15 protein-coding genes and 1 tRNA gene are annotated in these 18,479 nt (G+C 64.9%); 8 read left to right on the top strand and 8 right to left on the bottom strand.

What is annotated here, in order from left to right; all coding sequences use genetic code 11:
- Positions 1-45: 45 nt before the first annotated feature.
- The gene (locus WMN78_RS01090) at positions 46-1,173 is read right to left on the bottom strand and encodes an FUSC family protein (protein WP_340531526.1); all 1,128 of its coding nucleotides are present in this window, start codon (positions 1,171-1,173) and stop codon (positions 46-48) included.
- Between the two features lie 237 nt (positions 1,174-1,410).
- Here WMN78_RS01090 and pstS point away from each other — a divergent pair, with 237 nt between their 5' ends.
- From pstS to pstB, 4 genes are all read left to right on the top strand, one after another.
- Positions 1,411-2,532, top strand: a complete 1,122-nt coding sequence (pstS, locus tag WMN78_RS01085) for a phosphate ABC transporter substrate-binding protein PstS (protein WP_340531525.1) — start codon at positions 1,411-1,413, stop codon at positions 2,530-2,532.
- A 197-nt stretch (positions 2,533-2,729) separates the two neighbouring features.
- Positions 2,730-3,662: a phosphate ABC transporter permease subunit PstC gene (gene pstC, locus WMN78_RS01080; RefSeq protein WP_340531524.1), complete on the top strand. Its 933-nt coding sequence runs from the start codon at positions 2,730-2,732 to the stop codon at positions 3,660-3,662.
- Entirely contained in the window at positions 3,663-4,772 is a 1,110-nt protein-coding gene (gene pstA, locus WMN78_RS01075; RefSeq protein ID WP_340531523.1) for a phosphate ABC transporter permease PstA, read from the top strand.
- A gap of 45 nt (positions 4,773-4,817) precedes the next feature.
- On the top strand, positions 4,818-5,597 hold the full coding sequence (pstB, locus tag WMN78_RS01070; protein ID WP_340531522.1) for a phosphate ABC transporter ATP-binding protein PstB: 780 nt from the start codon (positions 4,818-4,820) through the stop codon (positions 5,595-5,597).
- An 81-nt stretch (positions 5,598-5,678) separates the two neighbouring features.
- On the opposite strand, the gene WMN78_RS01065 is transcribed toward pstB, so the two are convergent.
- The 3 genes from WMN78_RS01065 to WMN78_RS01055 all read right to left on the bottom strand — a co-directional run bounded on the left by WMN78_RS01065 (position 5,679) and on the right by WMN78_RS01055 (position 8,262).
- Positions 5,679-6,695 (bottom strand): inorganic phosphate transporter, encoded by a 1,017-nt coding sequence (locus WMN78_RS01065; RefSeq protein ID WP_340531521.1) that lies wholly within the window; start codon positions 6,693-6,695, stop codon positions 5,679-5,681.
- 1 nt (position 6,696) lies between these two features.
- Positions 6,697-7,314: a nuclease PIN gene (locus WMN78_RS01060; RefSeq protein ID WP_340531520.1), complete on the bottom strand. Its 618-nt coding sequence runs from the start codon at positions 7,312-7,314 to the stop codon at positions 6,697-6,699.
- Positions 7,315-7,602: 288 nt separating this feature from the next.
- A complete protein-coding gene (locus tag WMN78_RS01055; RefSeq protein WP_340531519.1) occupies positions 7,603-8,262 on the bottom strand; it encodes a hypothetical protein in 660 nt (219 codons plus the stop codon).
- A gap of 239 nt (positions 8,263-8,501) precedes the next feature.
- Here WMN78_RS01055 and WMN78_RS01050 point away from each other — a divergent pair.
- Positions 8,502-8,574: transfer RNA gene (locus WMN78_RS01050), tRNA-Lys, on the top strand.
- A 111-nt stretch (positions 8,575-8,685) separates the two neighbouring features.
- Positions 8,686-10,449 carry an arsenical pump-driving ATPase gene (gene arsA / locus WMN78_RS01045; RefSeq protein WP_340531518.1) on the top strand — a complete coding sequence of 588 codons (1,764 nt, stop codon included), beginning with the start codon at positions 8,686-8,688 and terminating at the stop codon, positions 10,447-10,449.
- A 15-nt stretch (positions 10,450-10,464) separates the two neighbouring features.
- On the opposite strand, the gene WMN78_RS01040 is transcribed toward arsA, so the two are convergent.
- The gene (locus WMN78_RS01040; protein WP_340531517.1) at positions 10,465-11,268 is read right to left on the bottom strand and encodes a class III extradiol ring-cleavage dioxygenase; all 804 of its coding nucleotides are present in this window, start codon (positions 11,266-11,268) and stop codon (positions 10,465-10,467) included.
- A gap of 217 nt (positions 11,269-11,485) precedes the next feature.
- Here WMN78_RS01040 and WMN78_RS01035 point away from each other — a divergent pair, with 217 nt between their 5' ends.
- Both WMN78_RS01035 and WMN78_RS01030 read left to right on the top strand, forming a co-directional pair.
- Positions 11,486-13,156: a substrate-binding domain-containing protein gene (locus WMN78_RS01035; protein ID WP_340531516.1), complete on the top strand. Its 1,671-nt coding sequence runs from the start codon at positions 11,486-11,488 to the stop codon at positions 13,154-13,156.
- A gap of 4 nt (positions 13,157-13,160) precedes the next feature.
- Positions 13,161-14,192, top strand: a complete 1,032-nt coding sequence (locus tag WMN78_RS01030; RefSeq protein ID WP_340531515.1) for a LacI family DNA-binding transcriptional regulator — start codon at positions 13,161-13,163, stop codon at positions 14,190-14,192.
- A 36-nt stretch (positions 14,193-14,228) separates the two neighbouring features.
- Here WMN78_RS01030 and mmsB read toward each other — a convergent pair whose 3' ends face one another.
- From mmsB to chvE, 3 genes are all read right to left on the bottom strand, one after another.
- Positions 14,229-15,521, bottom strand: a complete 1,293-nt coding sequence (gene mmsB, locus WMN78_RS01025; protein ID WP_340531514.1) for a multiple monosaccharide ABC transporter permease — start codon at positions 15,519-15,521, stop codon at positions 14,229-14,231.
- A 6-nt stretch (positions 15,522-15,527) separates the two neighbouring features.
- Positions 15,528-17,057 carry a multiple monosaccharide ABC transporter ATP-binding protein gene (gene mmsA, locus WMN78_RS01020; RefSeq protein WP_340531513.1) on the bottom strand — a complete coding sequence of 510 codons (1,530 nt, stop codon included), beginning with the start codon at positions 17,055-17,057 and terminating at the stop codon, positions 15,528-15,530.
- A gap of 96 nt (positions 17,058-17,153) precedes the next feature.
- Positions 17,154-18,278, bottom strand: coding sequence for a multiple monosaccharide ABC transporter substrate-binding protein (gene chvE / locus WMN78_RS01015; protein ID WP_340531512.1), 1,125 nt, complete (start codon positions 18,276-18,278; stop codon positions 17,154-17,156).
- Positions 18,279-18,479: the final 201 nt, after the last annotated feature.

The raw sequence follows: 18,479 nt of genomic DNA, 5'->3' as shown, positions 1-18,479 counted from the left end.
ACTGACAGTGCTGGTGATCGAGCTTGTCGAACGCCCAACCACCGGCTACAGCGGCGGGAGGATGTCCCGGGCCTCCTTCGAATCCATGCCGGTGGCTTCGAGCAGGTCCACCATCAGCGGGCGGAACAGCATGACTACGGTTTCGCCCTCCAGCCGCTGCACGTCCAGCAGCCTCGGGTGCAGCCGTCCGGCGATTTCGGTCAGCTCCAGCCGGGACGTTCGGAGGTGCGCATGCCGGGCGCCTTCGTGCATTTCGGCGAGTCCCAGCGAGAGTTCCTCAATGGCCGCCGCGGTTTCCTGCAGCACCTCCGCGATGTTTTCCGTGGCCTCGTCCGAGAGGGCGGCGTGGTTGATGGCGCTGGTCAGGCGGCGGGCGAATACCCGGCTGTTGCGGAGCGCCAGGTCGATGTAATCGAGCGACTGCTCCAGCCTGTCGATTTCGTCGCGGTGGCGCCGGTACGCCGGGGCCAGGGTGGCCACCTCGCCGGAGGCACGCAGCGACTGGCGCATCGCGTCCACCAGGGGCTGACAGTTGCGGCCGCGCACCAGGGCGTGCCAGGCCTCAGTGGAATCGCTGTTCGTTAGTGCCGACGCACAGTCACGCAGCACTTCTGCGAGTTCGTGCAGCAGCTTCTGCACATCCTTCCGCGGCTCCCGCCGGGGATCCTTGGGCACGAGGACCGTGACCAGCAGCGCGAACATGCCGCCCACTATTGCGTCGATACTCCGGGTGAACGGACCCCCGGCCGGGGCATCCAACAGCACCACCAGCAGGGACTGCAGGCCCAGCTGGGTGGTGAAGATGTTGCCACTGTCCAGGAAGCGCGCCAGCAGGATGGAGATCAGGAGTACGACGGCGGCGACCCAGATGTCGCCGCCCAGCCAGTGACGCAGGAGGTCGCCCACGGCGATGCCAATGGTGCAGCCCAGGCCCACCTCAACCACCCGCCGCAGACGGGGCTCCCTGGAGAAGCCCAGCGCAATCAGCGACGACGTCGCGGCGAACAGCGGTCCGGAATGCCCCAGGACGTATTCGGCGAACGCGTACGCACTCACGGCGCAGACTGTCATTTGGATGGCCGGCACCAGGGAATTCCGGCTCCGGACCAGCCCGGTGCGGATCCTGGCTCGCAGGAATCTTCTGCTTGCGGAAATTCCAGTAGCTGGGGCCATGCGATCCAGTCTATTCACCGGACGTTGCACTACGACCGAAGATGTGATGTGCGCAATGCTGACGCCGCACATGTAAGCCGATGTCCCGCCGTCGTTAACCTTCCGTTCACTTTGGTCCACATATCCCGTTACCTAAGGCCCCTAACTTCGATGAAGGTACAAAAAGTACCTAACTTCTTTTGTTCGGACGTCTCCGGTCCGGAACGCATCAGAAAATCCCTGGAAGGGGTACATCTAGTGAAGGCACTCCGCTTCGGCCGCCACGCGGCTATCGCTGTCATCGCAGCCGGCGCACTCGCGCTCACCGCCTGTGGTTCCGACAACGCCACCAACACGGCCCAGTCCGGTGCCCCGTCCGCCACGGGAGCCAACGTCACCGGCACGCTGACCGGCATTGGTTCCTCCGCGCAGGGCGCAGCCATGGACGTCTGGAAGACCAACTTCGCCTCCGCGAACCAGGGCGCCAACGTCCAGTACTCGCCCGACGGTTCCGGCGCAGGCCGCAAGGCCCTGCTGGACGGCTCCGCCCAGTTCGGCGGCTCCGATGCTTTCCTGAAAGACGAAGAGTACGCATCGTCCAAGGAAGTCTGTGGCCCCGAAGGTGCCCTCAACATCCCGGTCTACATCTCCCCGATCGCCATTGCCTTCAACATTCCGGACGTCAAGGAACTGAAGCTGGACGCCGCCACCGTGGCCAAGATCTTCCGTGGCGAAGTCGCCAACTGGAACGATCCCGCCATCGCGGCCATGAACCCCGATGTGACGCTGCCGGACCTCAAGGTCACCCCGGTGAACCGCTCCGATGACTCCGGCACCACCACCAACTTCACGGATTACCTGGCCGCCGCCGCTCCCGAGGTCTGGACCGACAAGTCCTCAGGCGTCTGGCCTGCATCGCTGAAGGGCGAGAACGCCAAGGGCACCTCCGGCGTGGTCAAGACTGTCACCGACACCCCGGGCGCCGTCACATACGCCGATGACTCGGCTGTCAGCGGCAAGCTGGGCATCGCCCAGATCAAGGTCGGCGAGACCTTCACCAAGATCTCCGCCGAAGCTGCCGCCAAGGCAGTGGATGCCGGCAAGCCCGTTGAAGGCCGCGGCGCCAGCGACCTCTCCATCAAGCTGGACCGCAAGACTGCCATCGAAGGTGCCTACCCGGTTGTCCTGGTGTCCTTCCACGTTGTCTGCTCCACCTACGCCACCCAGGAAACCGTTGACCTGGTGAAGGCCTTCGAGACCTACGTAGTGTCCGACGCCGGCCAGCAGGCCGCAGCAGACGCTGCCAAGTCGGCTCCCCTCTCCAAGGAACTCCAGGAGAAGGCCGCCAAGGCCATCGAGGCCATCAAGGTCAAGTCCTAGGGAATTCGCTGCACAGCAAGGCATAGTGGAAACACGAGCCTGAACCAGGTTCCCTGTCCCGGGCAGGGCGGTCACAGACCGTCGCGTCCGGGGCAGGGAACCTAGGTGTTTGTCCGAAGTAAAGCCAGTTTCACCGCTGCTTGCCGGAAAAGATCCGGTCGAGGCAGTCGGTTCTATCCGAACCCAGAGGATCGTTTGTGACCACCACCTCCCTGACACAGTCCCGGGGCGCAGGGCGCGCCGGAGACAAGGTCTTTTCCGGAGCCGCCCTGGCCGCAGGATGCCTGATCCTTGCCGTGCTCTTCGGCGTTGCCCTGTTCCTGGTAGTCCAGGCCATCCCTGCCCTGGTGGCTTCGCCGGACAAGATCCAGGGCGGCGAAGGCTTCTTCGCCTACATCTGGCCGATCGTCATCGGCACCTTGATCGCAGCCCTCATCGCCCTCGTCATCGCCACCCCCATATCCATCGGTGTTGCGCTCTTCATCTCGCACTTCGCACCGCGCGGCCTCGCCTCCGGCCTGGGCTACGTGATTGACCTGCTGGCCGCCATTCCGTCTGTGGTCTACGGCGCCTGGGGTGCTGCCTTCCTGGCCAAGGAAATCTCACCGGCCTACGACTGGCTGGCCAAGAACATGGGCTGGCTGCCGATCTTCCAGGGCCCCGCGTCGGCCACCGGCAAAACCATCCTCACCGCCGGCATCGTGCTGGCCGTGATGGTCCTTCCCATCATCACGTCCCTGAGCCGCGAAATCTTCCTGCAGACCCCCAAGCTGCATGAGGAAGCCGCGCTGGCGCTCGGTGCCACCCGCTGGGAAATGATCAAGATGGCTGTCCTTCCGTTCGGCCGTCCGGGCATCGTCAGCGCCGTCATGCTGGGCCTGGGCCGCGCCCTCGGCGAGACCATGGCCGTGGCCCTGGTGCTGTCCTCCGGCGCCCTCACCGCCAGCCTGATCCAGTCCGGCAACCAGACCATCGCCGCGGAAATCGCCCTGAACTTCCCTGAGGCCGGCGGCCTGAAGGTGAACACGCTGATCGCGGCGGGCCTGGTCCTGTTCGTCATCACGCTGGGCGTCAACATGATTGCCCGCTGGATCATCAGCCGGCACAAAGAATTCTCGGGAGCCAACTAAATGACCTCCACCCTCACCCCGGTCCGCAAGCGTTCCGCCCTCACCAAGGGGCAGTTGCCCAAGTTCGCGCCGTACGTGGTCCTTGCCCTGGCGCTGGTGGTCGGCGCCGCCATCATGGCCGTAATCGGCTTCAATGCGTTCGGTTGGGGCATCGTCTCGGCCATTCTGTTCACGGCCGGCCTTGTGGGCTGGAGCGCCGCCGTCGAAGGCGGGCGCAAGGCCAAGGACAAACTCGCGACGTGCCTGGTGATGGGCTCGTTCCTGATTGCCTTGCTGCCGCTGATCTCGGTGATCTGGACCGTGCTGGTAAACGGGCTGCCCGGCCTCCTGGACCCCGGCTTCCTCAGCACCTCCATGAACGGTGTCACCGGCGCCTTCGACAACAAGAGCGCTGAGGAGGGCGCGCCTGTCCTGGGCGGCATCTACCACGCCCTTCTCGGCACCATCCAGATCACCCTGCTGGCCACCGTCATCTCCGTTCCGGTGGGCCTGCTGACTGCGGTATACCTGGTGGAATACGGCGAGGACCGCCCGCTGGCCCGGGCCATTACGTTCTTCGTGGACGTCATGACAGGCATCCCCTCGATCGTCGCCGGCCTCTTCGCCGCCGCGTTCTTCTTCGCCGTGGTGGGCCCCGGCACCAAAACGGGGGCCGTGGCCGCCGTCGCGCTTTCCGTCCTGATGATCCCGGTGGTGGTGCGCTCCAGTGAGGAAATGCTCAAGATCGTGCCCAACGAGCTCCGCGAGGCAGCGTACGCCCTGGGCGTCCGCAAATGGCGGACCATCCTCAAGGTGGTTATCCCGACGGCGATCTCCGGCATCGCCTCCGGCGTCACCCTGGCGATCGCACGCGTGATCGGCGAAACCGCTCCGATCCTGGTCACCGCGGGCTTCGCCACGAGCATCAACAACAACGTCTTCAGCGGCTGGATGGCCTCGCTGCCCACGTTCATCTACACCCAGATCCTGAACCCCACCTCGCCGTCAAACCCGGACCCCTCCTCGCAGCGGGCCTGGGGTGCCGCGCTGGTGCTCATCATCCTGGTCATGCTGCTGAATCTCGGCGCACGCCTGATCGCCAGGACCTTCGCACCCAAGACCGGCCGCTAGGTCGCCGGTAATATTCAATTCGTATCCAGCAAGTGAAGGAATACCATGTCTAAGCGCATCGACGTCAAGGATTTGAACGTCTACTACGGCAAGTTCCTGGCCGTTGAAGACGTCAACATCAACATCGAGGCCAAGTCCGTCACGGCATTCATCGGCCCGTCCGGCTGTGGCAAGTCCACGTTCCTGCGGACGCTGAACCGCATGCACGAAGTGATTCCGGGCGCCCGGGTTGAAGGCGAAGTGCTGCTGGACGGGGATAACCTCTACGGCCCCGGAGTGGACCCCGTGACCGTGCGTTCGCAGATCGGCATGGTGTTCCAGCGGCCCAACCCGTTCCCCACCATGTCCATCCGGGACAATGTGCTGGCCGGCGTGAAGCTGAACAACCAGAAGATGTCCAAGGGTGAGGCCGATGCCCTCGTGGAGCGTTCCCTGCAGGGCGCCAACCTGTGGAACGAAGTAAAGGACCGCCTGGCCAAGCCGGGATCCGGACTTTCCGGCGGACAGCAGCAGCGCCTGTGCATTGCCCGTGCAATCGCCGTGGAACCGCAGGTGATCCTGATGGACGAGCCCTGCTCGGCGCTGGACCCCATCTCCACGCTGGCCATTGAGGACCTCATCAACGAGCTCAAGGACCAGTACACGGTGGTCATCGTCACGCACAACATGCAGCAGGCGGCACGCGTCTCGGACCGCACCGCGTTCTTCAACATCGCCGGTACAGGCAAACCGGGCAAGCTGATCGAGGTGGGCGACACCCACACCATCTTCAGCAACCCCACCCAGAAGGCCACGGAAGACTACGTCTCCGGCCGCTTCGGATAAGCGCTGCTTTCCTTCATCGGTTGCTCCGTAACCACCGTTTTGGCAGCTCGAAACGGCACCTGCGGAGCAACCGATGGTGCTTTAAAGGTCCGCGAGGGGCGAGAGTGAGAGCTCCAGCACGAAGGCCGCCGCCGCCGTCACCACGGGGGTCAGGACCCAGAACGCCAGGATCCTGAGCACAAGCCTCCGGTTGGTGACCGGGAAGCCCTGGTTGCTGCCGGCACCCAACACGGCCGCCGTCACCGTGTGCGTGGTGGAAACCGGCCAATGCAGCCCGATCGCGCCGAGCAGCAGGATGACAGAGCTGTACAGCTGGGCCACGAAGCCCCGCAACGGATCGATGCGGGTGAGCTTGTAGCCGATGGTGTACGAAATGCGCCAGCCGCCGGCCAGCGTTCCGGCGGTCAGCATCGTCGCGGTGAGCAGCGGCACCCATCCGGGCATGGCACCGCCGTCGGACAGCCCCGAGGCGAGGAGCGCCAACAGCAGCACCGCGCCGGTCCGCTGTCCGTCCTGCAGGCCGTGGCCGAAGGCCACCGCCCCGGCGGCGATGGACTGCGTCCGGCGCGAGCGGCTGTTCACCACGCTGGGCGGCGTATAGCGTGCCGCCCAGGTTGCCGGCCACACCAGCAGGTACGCGCCCGCGAACGCGATGACGGGGGACACCAGCAGGGGCAGCACTACTTGGAACAAGAGGGAGTTGTTCACGCCGCCAACGGCGTTGCCGCCCACCAGCACGCTGGCCAGGCCCGCGCCGGCCAGCCCGCCCACCAGGGCGTGGGTGGACGACGACGGAATGCCGCGCCACCAGGTGTAGATGCCCCAGACAACGGCGCTGAGCAGCCCGGCCGCCAGGATGGTCAGGCCGTTTTCACCCCGGGGAAGCGAGATCCAGGTCCTGCTCACCTCGAGCGCCAGGAGCCCGCTCAGTCCGGCCCCGACGAAGTTGAAGAGGGCGGCCAGCAGGACAGCCACCGTGGGCGTAAGCGCCCGGGTCCGCACGGCCAGGGCCACGGACGTGGAGGCATCCCTGAAGCCGTTCAGGAAGGCAAACGCGGCGGCGAACAGCACCACCACGGCGAAGAAGAACACGGTCACGTCAGGATTCCTTGACGATGATGCTGCCTACCTGGGTGGCGATGCGCCGCATGTCCTTGGTGACTTCCACCAACTGGTTGGCGATGTCCCGGTTCCGGGCGTACTGGGCCCATTTCATGTCTTTGATCATGTCCGCAACCCAGACCCGGTGGGTCCGTTCCGCGCGCTTGGCCAGGCGGAGGATCTCGATCCAGTAGTCCTCCAGGTCGTCCAGGTTGTTCAGCTGCCGCATGGCCTCCACAGTCAGCTCGGCCTGCCGGCTGATGATCTCCAGCTGGTCCGCGGCGCGCTTGGGGAGGCGTTCGAGCTTGTAGAGGGCCACGAGCTCGGCGGCGGCGTCCAGCTTCTCCATGGCCTCGTTGAGGTACCGGGAGAGTGCGTACATGTCCTCTCGCGGCAGGGGATTCACAAAGCTGGTGCGCATGTGGGTCAGCAGCGCGAACTGCAGCTCGGCAGATTTGGCCTCATGGTCGTGCATGTCTTCAACCAGGCGGTTGTGTTCCGCAGCCGGTACGCCGAGGATTTCGGCGAGGGTAGCGGTGGCTAGGACGATCTGGCGGGCCATCTGCGAGAGCAGGTGCAGTCCCGCGGGCTCCTGGGGGAAGAGGCGGAGCTTCACCTTCTGATTCCGGGAAGGGTAGGGGCCGGCAGGGAATGTGGCCGCAGGGCCATGTGACTTGACGTTGACCCGCACATGGGGATTACTTTACCGGCAGATGCACGCGGGCATAAAAGTGGTGCCGAACCGGATACGCCTCTCGGCGGTAGGCCGCTCTAGGCGGCTAAATGTTGAAGCCCGGGGGTTTCGCGGTTCGGCACCGGTTTCAGTTTTCTACTTTGGCTGAACCAAGTCAACATTGACAGCCGGGCCCCTCCGTGCGTAACAGTGGAAGACTTGCGCAGCGCGTCAGTCCAGCTCGCCGAGCCGCCAGGCGTTTGCCGCGTGCTCGAGGTCCTCTGCGGTTTTAACCAGAAGGTGGGAATTGCGCGTCAGCTTGCTGGCGTGGCTTTCGTTGCTATGTTCGGCGCCGTCGGCCAGGGTGGCCTGGCCCAGGGCCACCACCCGGCAGAACGCGGCGGAACGTTCCAGCGCAACGTCGAACTCGCCGTCGAACGCTCCGGAGAGGATGGCATCCGCCATCGACTTCATTTCATCCGCTCCCGGCGGCTCGGCAGCGCCGGCCACCACGTTGGAAACCTGCGCCGTGTCCTTGCCGGCCTTGAAGTACACGGAGATGCGTTCGGGGTCCTGGATGGTTGCGGCACGCAGGGCGTACAGCCGCCAGAGAGCGCCGGGCAGGGACCGCGCCGGGCTTTCGGCCCACATTTCCGCGATGGCTTCCAGGCCTTGCTCATCCGCAAGCTTGACGAGTCGCTTGGTCACCTTGGGATCGTCGCTGTCACGGCCGTGGCGCACCAGCGCCTGGGCCGCCAGGTGCGCTGCCTCGGATACCCGGGCAGGGTCTGCCCCGCCGGCGAACGGCTCAAAGTCGATGGGCGCAAAAGGCTTGGGCTTGTGATGCCGGTTTGCGCCGCCGTAGGCCTTGGATCCTGCTTGCTCGCTCATGCCCCCACGCTACTCCTGTGCTGTTCTGTTATCGAGCTTGCCGTCGGACGGCTTTAGGAGTAATGAGCATGCCCCGGGTGCCAGCGTTACAGTTGGCCGGCGTGCTCAAAGCACGACGGCGCCCCGCGTCGTTGTGCCAAAGCTGCCCCTGGCGTGGGGTACAGTATTTAACGTCCAGAAATGGACTGGGCTGATGGTCCGATTGCGTTCGATTGCAGCGCAGCCGCGGGCGTCAGCTGGGGCCTTTAGCTCAGTTGGTAGAGCATCGGACTTTTAATCCGTGGGTCGTGGGTTCGATCCCCACAGGGCCCACTCTTTTAGCGAAGAGTGGACAACCTCCGGCTTCCTGGCAACAGGAGGCCGGAGGTTTTTTGTTGTCCGGAAGCTCTTATGGGCATCGACCGTGGTCGATATGCTGGGCGGGTGCAGTTTCTCGAGAACACTCCGCGGTTCCTGTTCTTCACCGGCAAGGGCGGTGTGGGTAAGACGTCCGTGGCGTGTGCATCAGCGCTCACCCTTGCGCGAGCCGGCAAAAAGGTCCTCCTGGTCAGCACGGATCCCGCGTCCAATGTGGGGCAGGTTTTCGGCGTGACCATCGGGAACACGGTCACTCCCATCCCGGACGTGCCGGGTCTCGCGGCGCTGGAAATTGACCCCGAGCAGGCTGTCGAGGCATACCGGGAGCGGATCATGGCGCCCGTCCGCGGGCTCCTTCCCGAGTCGGAACTCGCTGGCATCGCCGAGAGCCTCTCAGGTTCCTGCACCACGGAGATTGCCTCCTTCGATGAGTTCACCAATTTGCTCGCCGGTGACAGCACCTACGGGGAGTATGACCACATCGTCTTCGACACTGCGCCGACGGGTCACACGATCCGCCTCCTGCAGCTGCCCGGTTCGTGGACCGATTTCCTGGCGGCCGGCAAGGGGGACCCCTCCTGCCTGGGCCCCCTGGCGGGGCTCGAGAAGCACAAGCAGGTGTATGCGAAGGCAGTCCAGGCGCTGACCGACCCGGCCCGTACACGGCTTGTCCTGGTCAGCCGTGCCCAGCCATCCTCACTCGGCGAGATCGAGCGGACTTATCTTGAACTCAATCAGATCGGCATCGGGGGCGGCTACGTCGTCATTAACGGCGTACTGCCGGAAGCCGCAGATGGGGAGGAGCTGGCACACGCCCTGCGCGCCCGCGAAGCTGCGGCCCTCGCGGGAATTCCCGACTCCGTCGCCGGCCTTCCCCGTGATGTCCTGGACCTCAAGCCGGGCAACATGGTGGGCATTCCGGCACTTGAGTCCCTGTTCGCCGGCACTTCCGACGCCGATATCACGAAAGACGCAGCGCCGCTCCCCGAGATGGTGGACGCGCCGCTGGCCGCGCTGGTGAACGAAGTGGAGTTGGACGGCCACGGCCTCGTCATGTGCATGGGCAAGGGCGGCGTCGGGAAGACCACCGTGGCGGCCGCCATAGCAGTTGCCCTGGCCAGGCGGGGTCATGCCGTCCACCTCACCACCACTGACCCGGCGGCGCACCTCACCGAAACACTCCATGGTTCCGTCCCGGGACTCAAGGTCTCCCGCATCGACCCCGAAGCAGCCATCCAGGAATATCGCAGCCATGTGATGGATACGAAGGGCCGCAGCCTGGACGACGAAGGACGCGCGGCCCTGGCCGAGGACCTCATGTCCCCGTGCACCGACGAGGTGGCTGTGTTCCGGCAGTTCTCCAGGGTGGTCCAGGAATCCCGCCGGAACTTCGTGGTGATGGACACGGCGCCGACCGGCCACACGCTGCTGCTCCTGGACGCGACCGGTTCGTACCACCGGGAGATCTCCCGCCAGGTGGGCGACACCATGGGTTTCGTGACGCCGCTCATGCGGCTTCAGGACCCGGCCCAGACGAAGGTTGTCCTCGTAACGCTGGCGGAAACGACACCGGTACTGGAAGCCGGGGAGCTGCAGGAAGACCTGGAAAGGGCCGGGATCCACCCGTGGGCCTGGGTGGTCAACAACTCGATCGCGGCAGCCCGGCCGCAGACGCCGTTCCTGCGGGCGCGGGCGGCGAACGAGATCGACCAGATCGCGAAGGTGCACACCCTTACGGACCGGTTGTTCGTCATTCCGCTGCTGCCCGAAGAACCCGTGGGTGAAGCAAAGCTGTCAGCCCTGACCGCCCTCAGTTCCCAGCCTGCCTAGTGCCGCGGGAAGCAGTTACTTGCCGGTGAGGGTCCACGACCGCTTGGACAGGCCGAACCAGAAACCGTCGATGGCTGTTTTCGCGTTCAGGTCGCCGGATTCGTAAGCGGCACCAAGGGCGACGTAGAGCGGCGCCCAGTGCTCGCTGCGGGGATGCGCCTCACGCGCAGCCGGTGCCTTGTGCAGGAAGTCCAGGATGGAGTCGACGTCGCCGGCTGCCATGGTTTCCTCTGCCCAGTGGTCGAACTCGCTCGACACGGAGGGCGGCGTGGTGTCCGGTCCGCCCGCCGGATTGAACCAGCGGAGGTTGTGCGTGGTGAAGCCCGAGCCCACGATGAGCGTGCCGCGGTCCCGCAGCGGCGCCAGCGTCTTGCCCAGGTTGAACAGGCCCTGCGGATCCAGGGTGGGCATGGACATCTGGAGCACCGGGATGTCGGCTTCCGGGAACATTTCCACAAGGGGCACGTAGGCGCCGTGGTCCAGGCCGCGCTCCTCGTCGCGTTCCACGTGGTGGCCGTGGGTGGAAACGAGCTTCTCCACCTCGGTGGCCAATTCCCCGGCCTGGGGCGCGTCGTAGGTGACGTCGTAGTACTTCTGCGGAAAGCCCCAGAAGTCGTACACCAGCCCCGGCTTGTTCACCGTGGCACTGAGGGTCACCGGGGCGTTTTCCCAGTGGGCGGACACCATCAGGATGTCCTTGGGTTTGCCGAAGGAACCCGACCATGCGCTGAGCTCGCTGGTCCAGCGGGCGTCGTCGGCCAAGGGAGGGGCACCGTGGCTGAGGAAGAGTACGGGCGGGCGGTCGAGTGTCTGCGTCATGCTTCTATTCTAAGAGCATTTAGTTGAAACTTCAACCATCATTTTCCGTATGAGGTACGGCGGGCCGCCCCGGCGCGCACAGCGATGTGATGCCGGACACTCGTTTACGTATACTGGAACGGTTTTGCAGCCAGACATGGGGCTTCCCGCTAGCGAGGGAGTGTGGCCGGCAAACCCTCCCGCCCATCAGGATCCCCAGCAGTTAGGTACCGCGCCCATGTCAGGTCGCCGAGCAGCAAGCCCCCAGCGTCACGGCCGATTCCCCCGCAAGTCACCGTTCTTCTGGCCCCGGATCCTGATGATCGTTGGCGTGGTGGTGGCCATTGGCGTTGCCGCAGCCGCTGTCCTCTGGATCACGGGGAGCCGGTCGCCCCTGGCGAAGCCGTGTGACGTCCCCGCCGAAATTCGCGTCGGCGCTGACGCGACCATCGCCCCGGCGCTGGAAAGCGTGACCGCGAAGGTGCCCGCAGAGGTCTGTGTGACGTACACGGTGGAAACCCGGACGCAGCCTGAGCTCGCCGCAATGGTCACTGCAGGCAAGGACGCCCCTGACCTGTGGGTGGCCGACTCAGCCGTCCGGGTCCAGCGCGTCGCGGCTGCCACGGCGTCCGGGACCGCGGCTCCTGAGATCACAGTCCCATCCCTCGCGTCGACGCCTGGAGTGATCGTTGGACGCCAGGGGGAAGTTCCCGGATTTGCCACCTGGATCAGCGCGCTCCAGACGCCCGGTGTCCGGTTCAGTGACCCGCTGGTGACCGGAAGCGGGGAAGTGGCGCTGCTGGGCGCGCTCTCCGAAGTGGAGGCCGGCCGCGGGGAAGCGAAAACGTTGCAGGCCGCGACGGCCCAGCTGGCGCAGAGTGAGAGCCTGCGCACGGGAGAGAAGCTGACTGACGCCAAGCAGCTCGAGGCGGTGGCCTCCGGAGGGGGCTTCGCCATCGTCACCGAGCAGGCCTGGCTGTCCTTCGGGCAGACACCTGCCGGTGCCAAACTTGCCGCGTCGATGCCGCACACCGGGTCCGTGTCGCTGGACTACCCTATGGCGGTTACCGCCGCAGGCAGGGCGCGTGGAGATGCCGCCGCTGACGCCGCCAGGGCGCTGGCTGCTGCCCTGGCCGGCGAGGACGGAACAAAGGCGCTCGCGGACGGCGGCCTTCGGCCCGTGGACGGCAGCCGCACTCCGGACCGGAAGGGCGTGGGCAGTGTTGCGGCACTCCAGCCAGCTTCACCGGAGGCCGTGCAACGGACCTTGAAAGGCTGGTCGGTCCAGGCCATACCCTTCAGGTCGCTGGTGGTGATGGACGTCTCCGGCTCCATGAACTTCGAGGCGGGCGATCAGACCCGGATGCAGCTTACGCAGCAGGCAGCCATTGCCGGCAGCAAGCTTTTTCCCAACACCGCGGCCCTTGGGATGTGGGCGTTCTCCATTGGCCTGGGCGGCGGCAGCCAGGACTACGTGGAGCTTGATCCCATCCGGAAGATGGACCAGGTGGTAGGCGGTGTCACGCAACGGGACCGCCTGGTGGCGGATATCTCCGGGCTGGACAAACGCACCGGCGGCGCCACGGGGCTGTACGATACGACCCTCGCCGCGTACCGCACCGTCAAGGCGAACTACGATGCCCGCGCCGTCAACAGCGTGATCCTGTTCACTGACGGAGCAAACGAGGATCCGGATTCCCTCAGCCTCGAGGAACTGCTCGAGGCCCTCGAACGCGAACGCGACCCGGCCAAACCTGTGGTGATCGTCAGCATCGGCATCACGGAGGATGCAGACGCCGAAACCCTTCGGACGATCTCCGAAGCCACCGGAGGCTCGAGCTATGTTGCGAGGAATCCGGAGGACATCCCGAGCGTGTTCGTGGATGCGCTGCAGGCTCGCGCACAATAGCTTCATGGCCAACAGCAGCGAGCGGCGCCTTCCGCGACTTGAAGATGTAGCGGAACGCGCCGGCGTCTCGCACCAGACGGTGTCCCGCGTCATCAACAACCACCCCAACGTGAGCAAGTCGACCCGGGCGCGCGTCGAGGCGGCCATCGCCGAACTCGGCTACCGGCGGAACACCGCGGCACGGAGCCTGGTGACACGCCGTTCGCACACCATCGGCGTCCTGGCCAGCGAGCTGTCCCAGTACGGGCCCGCCAACACGCTGCTCGGGGTGGAGCAGGCCGCCCGCGATGCCGGATATTTCGTGAGCATCGCGGCCATCCGCGAGGTCGGTGCGGAAGCGATATCCGATGCCGCGCGCCACTTTATGGACCAGGGCGTCGACGGGATCGTGGCACTGGTCCCGCACACGGGAACGCTGCAGGCCCTGGAAGAGCTGAACCTGAACGTTCCCGTAGTGGTGGTGGGTTCCAGCGGCGAAGGCCGGTTCAGCGGGGCCATGGTGGACCAGACGATGGGCGCGCGGCTCGCCGTCGGGCATTTGATCGAACAGGGCCACCAGCGCATCGGCCACATCTCGGGTCCGCAGGACTGGATCGACGGCGCGGCGCGGGCCGACGCCTGGCGGGCGGCGCTGGCGGAGGCCGGATTGGCTGATGACCTTTTTGTCGAGGGCGACTGGAGCGCAGGCAGCGGCTACAGCATCGGGCAGAAGCTCGCCGTCGAACGGGCCGCGACGGCGGTCTTCGTGGGCAACGACCAGATGGCGCTGGGGCTGCTGCGGGCGTTCGGCGAAGCGGGCGTGCGGGTGCCGCAGGACGTCTCGGTGGTGGGATTCGATGACCAGCCGGAAGCCGGCTATTTCACGCCGCCGCTCACCACGGTCCGTCAGGACTTCGAGGAGCTTGGCCGCAGTTGCGTGGACTTGATGCTGCGGCTGCTCGAGGACGGCGCCGCGGCGGGCACTACTGTGGTGGAACCGCAGATGGTGGTGCGGAAGAGTACCGCACCACCATCTGACGCCAGCGTCCCTGCGTAGGGGCGGAGGCGGTACCGGAATGACGACGGCGCGCGGCTACCTTGCGGAGCTGGCCGGCGCCGTTTCCGGCTGAACCGGGGCCTTGGCAGGCTCTGCAGCCGCCGGCGGAGTCCCCTTCCACTTGAACCGCTTGCCGGTGGCCGAACCCGACCCGCTGGCGCTGCGGTTCTTATTGAAGATGTCGAAGCCGACGGCAAGCAGCAGCACCAGGCCCTTGATCAGCTGCTGGTAGTCCGTGCCGAGGCCGAGGATGGACATGCCGTTGTTAAGGACGCCCATGATGAGGCCGCCGATCATGGCCCCGGCCACGGTTCCGATGCCGCCCTGCACCGCTGCGCCGCCGATGAACGCAGCGGCGATGGAATCGAGTTCGAAGCCGGTGCCGCCGGCCGGCTGGGCCGAGTTCAGGCGCGCCGTGAACACCAGGCCGGCCAACGCAGCGAGGACACCCATGTTCACGAACAGCCGGAACGTCACGGCCTTGGTCTTGAGGCCGGACAGTTCCGCCGCGTGCAGGTTTCCGCCGATGGCGTAGGTGTGCCGGCCGAAGATGCTGTTGTTCATGAGGGCTGAGTAGACAATCACCAGGACCGCAAGCACGATCAGGACGATCGGGGTTCCCCGGTAGCTCGCCAGCAGGAAAGTAATGGCCAGCATCAGCACCGCGATAAAAGCGGTCTTCGTGGCAAACCAGGCCATGGGTTCGTTTTCGAGGTCAAACTTACGGCGGACACGGCGTTCCTTGAGGGCCTGGAAGAGGATCGCGGCCGTTCCGCCGACGCCGAGGATAACCGTCAGCCATTCCAGCACGGAGGTTCCGCCCGAAATGTCCGGCAGGAAACCGCCGCCGAGGGCGCGCATTTCGTTGGGGAACGGCGTGATCTGCTGGTTCTTGAGGGTGATGAGTGTCAGGCCGCGGAAGATCAGCATGCCGGCGAGGGTCACGATGAACGCCGGGATGCCGACGTAGGCGATCCAATACCCCTGCCAGGCGCCAACCAGGGCACCGACGAGGAGGCACGCCGGGATGGCGATCCACCACGCCCAGCCCCAATGGACAATCATGACGCCGGACACGGCGCCGATGAAGCCGGCGATTGAACCGACGGACAGGTCAATGTGGCCGGCGATGATCACCATGACCATGCCGATGGCCAGAATCAGGATGTAGCTGTTCTGGACCACCAGGTTGGTGACGTTCTGCGGCTGCAGGAGGATGCCGTCGGTCAGGACCTGGAACAGGATGACGATCAGGATCAGGGCGACGAAGATGCCGACCTGGCGGAGGCGGCTTGCCAGGAAGCCGAGGGATTCTCGTAGGGCAGACATGGGTCGTTATTCCTTCTCTTGGGTCATGTAGTGCATCAGGGTTTCCTGGGATGCCTCGGCTATGGGCAGTTCACCGGTGATGTGCCCGGCTGAAAGTGTGTAGATCCTGTCGCAGATGCCCAGGAGCTCAGGCAGTTCGGAGGAGATCACAATCACTGCTTTTCCCTCGGCTGCCAGCGCGGCGATGATCGTATAGATCTCGAACTTGGCGCCGACGTCGATGCCCCTGGTCGGCTCGTCGAGGATCAGTACATCGGGGTCGGAGAACATCCACTTGCTCAGGACCACCTTCTGCTGGTTGCCGCCGGAGAGCTTCCCTGTGATGGCTGCGACAGAAGGAGCTTTGATGTTCATGCTCTTCCGGTAGCGGTTGGCCACCTTCGTTTCCTCGTTGCCGTCCACCCAGCCGCGTTTGGCGAGCTTGCCGAGGGCCGCCATGGAGATGTTGCGCTTGATGTCCTCGATCAGGTTGAGGCCGTAGTGCTTGCGGTCCTCGGTGGCGTAGGCAATCCCGTGGCGGATGGCGTTGGGGACGGTGGAGGTGTCTATTTCCTCGCCGTACTTGAACACTTTGCCCGAGACTGCGCGGCCGTAGGTTCTGCCGAACACGCTCATGGCCAGTTCTGTGCGTCCGGCGCCCATGAGCCCGGCAAGTCCCACCACCTCGCCCTTCCGGACGTTCAGGCTGGCGTTGCGGACAACCATGCGGGAGTGGTCCTGCGGGTGCCGCACGGACCAGTCCTCAATGCGGAGGACCTCCTCGCCAATGACGGGGGAGCGGTCCGGGTAGAGGCTTTCGAGGTCCCGGCCCACCATGCCGCGGATGATCCGTTCCTGGGTGATCTGGCCCTCTTTCAGCCGCAGGGTCTCGATGGATTTGCCGTCCCGGATGATGGTCACGGCGTCGGCGACCTTGCGGATTTCGTTGAGCTTATGGCTGATGATGATGCTGGTGACGCCCTGGTTTTTCAGGTGCAGGATGAGGTCGAGCAGGTGGTCGGAGTCTTCATCGTTAAGGGCCGCCGTCGGCTCATCGAGGATGAGCAGCTTGACTTCCTTCGACAGTGCCTTGGCGATTTCCACCAGCTGCTGTTTTCCGACGCTGATGTGCTGGATCGGTGTTACCGGGTTTTCGCTGAGGCCCACCCTGGCGAGCAGCTTGGCCGCCTCCAGGTTGGTCTTGCGCCAGTCCACCCAGCCGCGCGTGGCCAGTTCGTTTCCGAGGAAGATGTTCTCGGCGATGGACAGGTAGGGGCTGAGGGCCAGTTCCTGGTGGATGATGACGATTCCGCGCTTCTCGCTGTCACTGATGGTTGAGAAGTCGCAGGGTTCGTTCTCGAAGAGGATGTCGCCGTCGAACGTGTTGTGCGGGTACACGCCGGACAGCACTTTCATCAGGGTCGATTTGCCGGCGCCGTTTTCACCGCAGATGGCGTGGACTTCGCCGCGATTGACATCAAGGGTGACGTCCTGGAGGGCTTTGACGCCGGGGAAGGTCTTGGTGATTCCCCGCATTTGGAGGATGGGTGCATTCATGTCATTTCCCGCTGACTGGTTGGAGCCGGGCGCTGCGGATGCAGGCCCCTGGAGGGGTGCGGCCGGGCGGCGGGCCCGGCCGCACCCCCACGGTGCCTATTTGACGTCGGCCTCGGTGTAGTAGCCGGAGTCGACCAGCTCCTGCTTGTAGTTGTCTTTCGTGATGATGACGGACTCCAGGAGGTAGGCCGGAACCACCTTCACCTTGTTGTCGTACGTCTTGGTGTCGTTCGTTTCCGGCTCCTGGCCCTTGAGGACCGCGTCGACCATCTTGACGGCCTGCGCGCCGAGCTTGCGGGTGTCCTTGAAAATGGTGGAGTACTGCTCGCCGGCAATGATCGACTTGACCGAACCCTTTTCGGCGTCCTGTCCGGTGACGATCGGTAGGGTTCCCTTGGAGTAGCCGCCGGTGCTGGTCAGTGCCGAGATGATGCCGATGGAGAGTCCGTCGTAAGGCGACAGGACGCCGTCGAGCTTGGTGCCGGAGCTGTAAGCGGCGGTGAGGATGTCTTCCATCCGCTTTTGGGCAACCGGTGCCTGCCAGCGAAGGATTGCTGCCTGCTCGAACTTGGTCTGACCGCTGGGCACCTTCAGGGTGCCGGCATCCAGGAACGGCTTCAGGGTGTCCATTGCCCCGGTCCAGAAGAAGTTGGCGTTGTTGTCGTCCGGGCTGCCCGCGAACAGCTCGACGTTGAACGGGCCCTTGCCCTCCACCTTCTTGCCGGCTGCGTCGAGCAGGCCCAGCCCGGTCAGCAGCGAGGTGGCCTGCTGGACGCCCACGGTGTAGTTGTCGAACGTCGTGTAGTAGTCCACATTCGGGGTGCCGTTGATGAGCCGGTCGTAGGCGATGACCTTGACGTTCTGCTCCTTGGCTTTTGCCAAGACGTCCGTGAGCGTGGTGCCGTCAATGGCGGCGATGATCAGGGCCTTGGCGCCCTTGGTGAGCATGTTTTCGATCTGGGACACCTGGGTGGGGATGTCGTCATTGGCGAACTGCAGGTCCGTCTTGTAGCCGAGATCCTTCAGGGACTTCTCAACGTTCCCGCCGTCGGCAATCCACCGTTCGGACGTCTGCGTGGGCATGGAGATTCCCACCAATGAGCCCGCTGCATCCGCGCTTCCGGTGGCAGTCGCGCTGCCCGGCCGGGAGCCGCAGCCGGTTGCCCCGACGGTCAGGGCGAGGGCGACTGCAACGACGCCCAGGAGTTTCTTGATTCTCACGGTTTCTCCTTCCACGGCGCGGATGCGCCGCGAACTGGTTTCTGAAGCGGAAAGCGAAATGCTCCTCGCCATTATGTCGGCCACCTCAGTCCCCTCGCCCAAGCGCAGGGCGCAGGCCGACTTCTTTGTGACCAATGATCACGCCAACAGCTCTGTTAGCGCTAACAACTTACCTAAGATTAGGCCTCAATTTCCTGTGAA

Origin of the sequence: Arthrobacter oryzae (assembly GCF_037911235.1) — a bacterium.
Classification (GTDB): domain Bacteria; phylum Actinomycetota; class Actinomycetes; order Actinomycetales; family Micrococcaceae; genus Arthrobacter; species Arthrobacter oryzae_E.
This window is presented reverse-complemented; position numbering and strand designations above follow the sequence as displayed.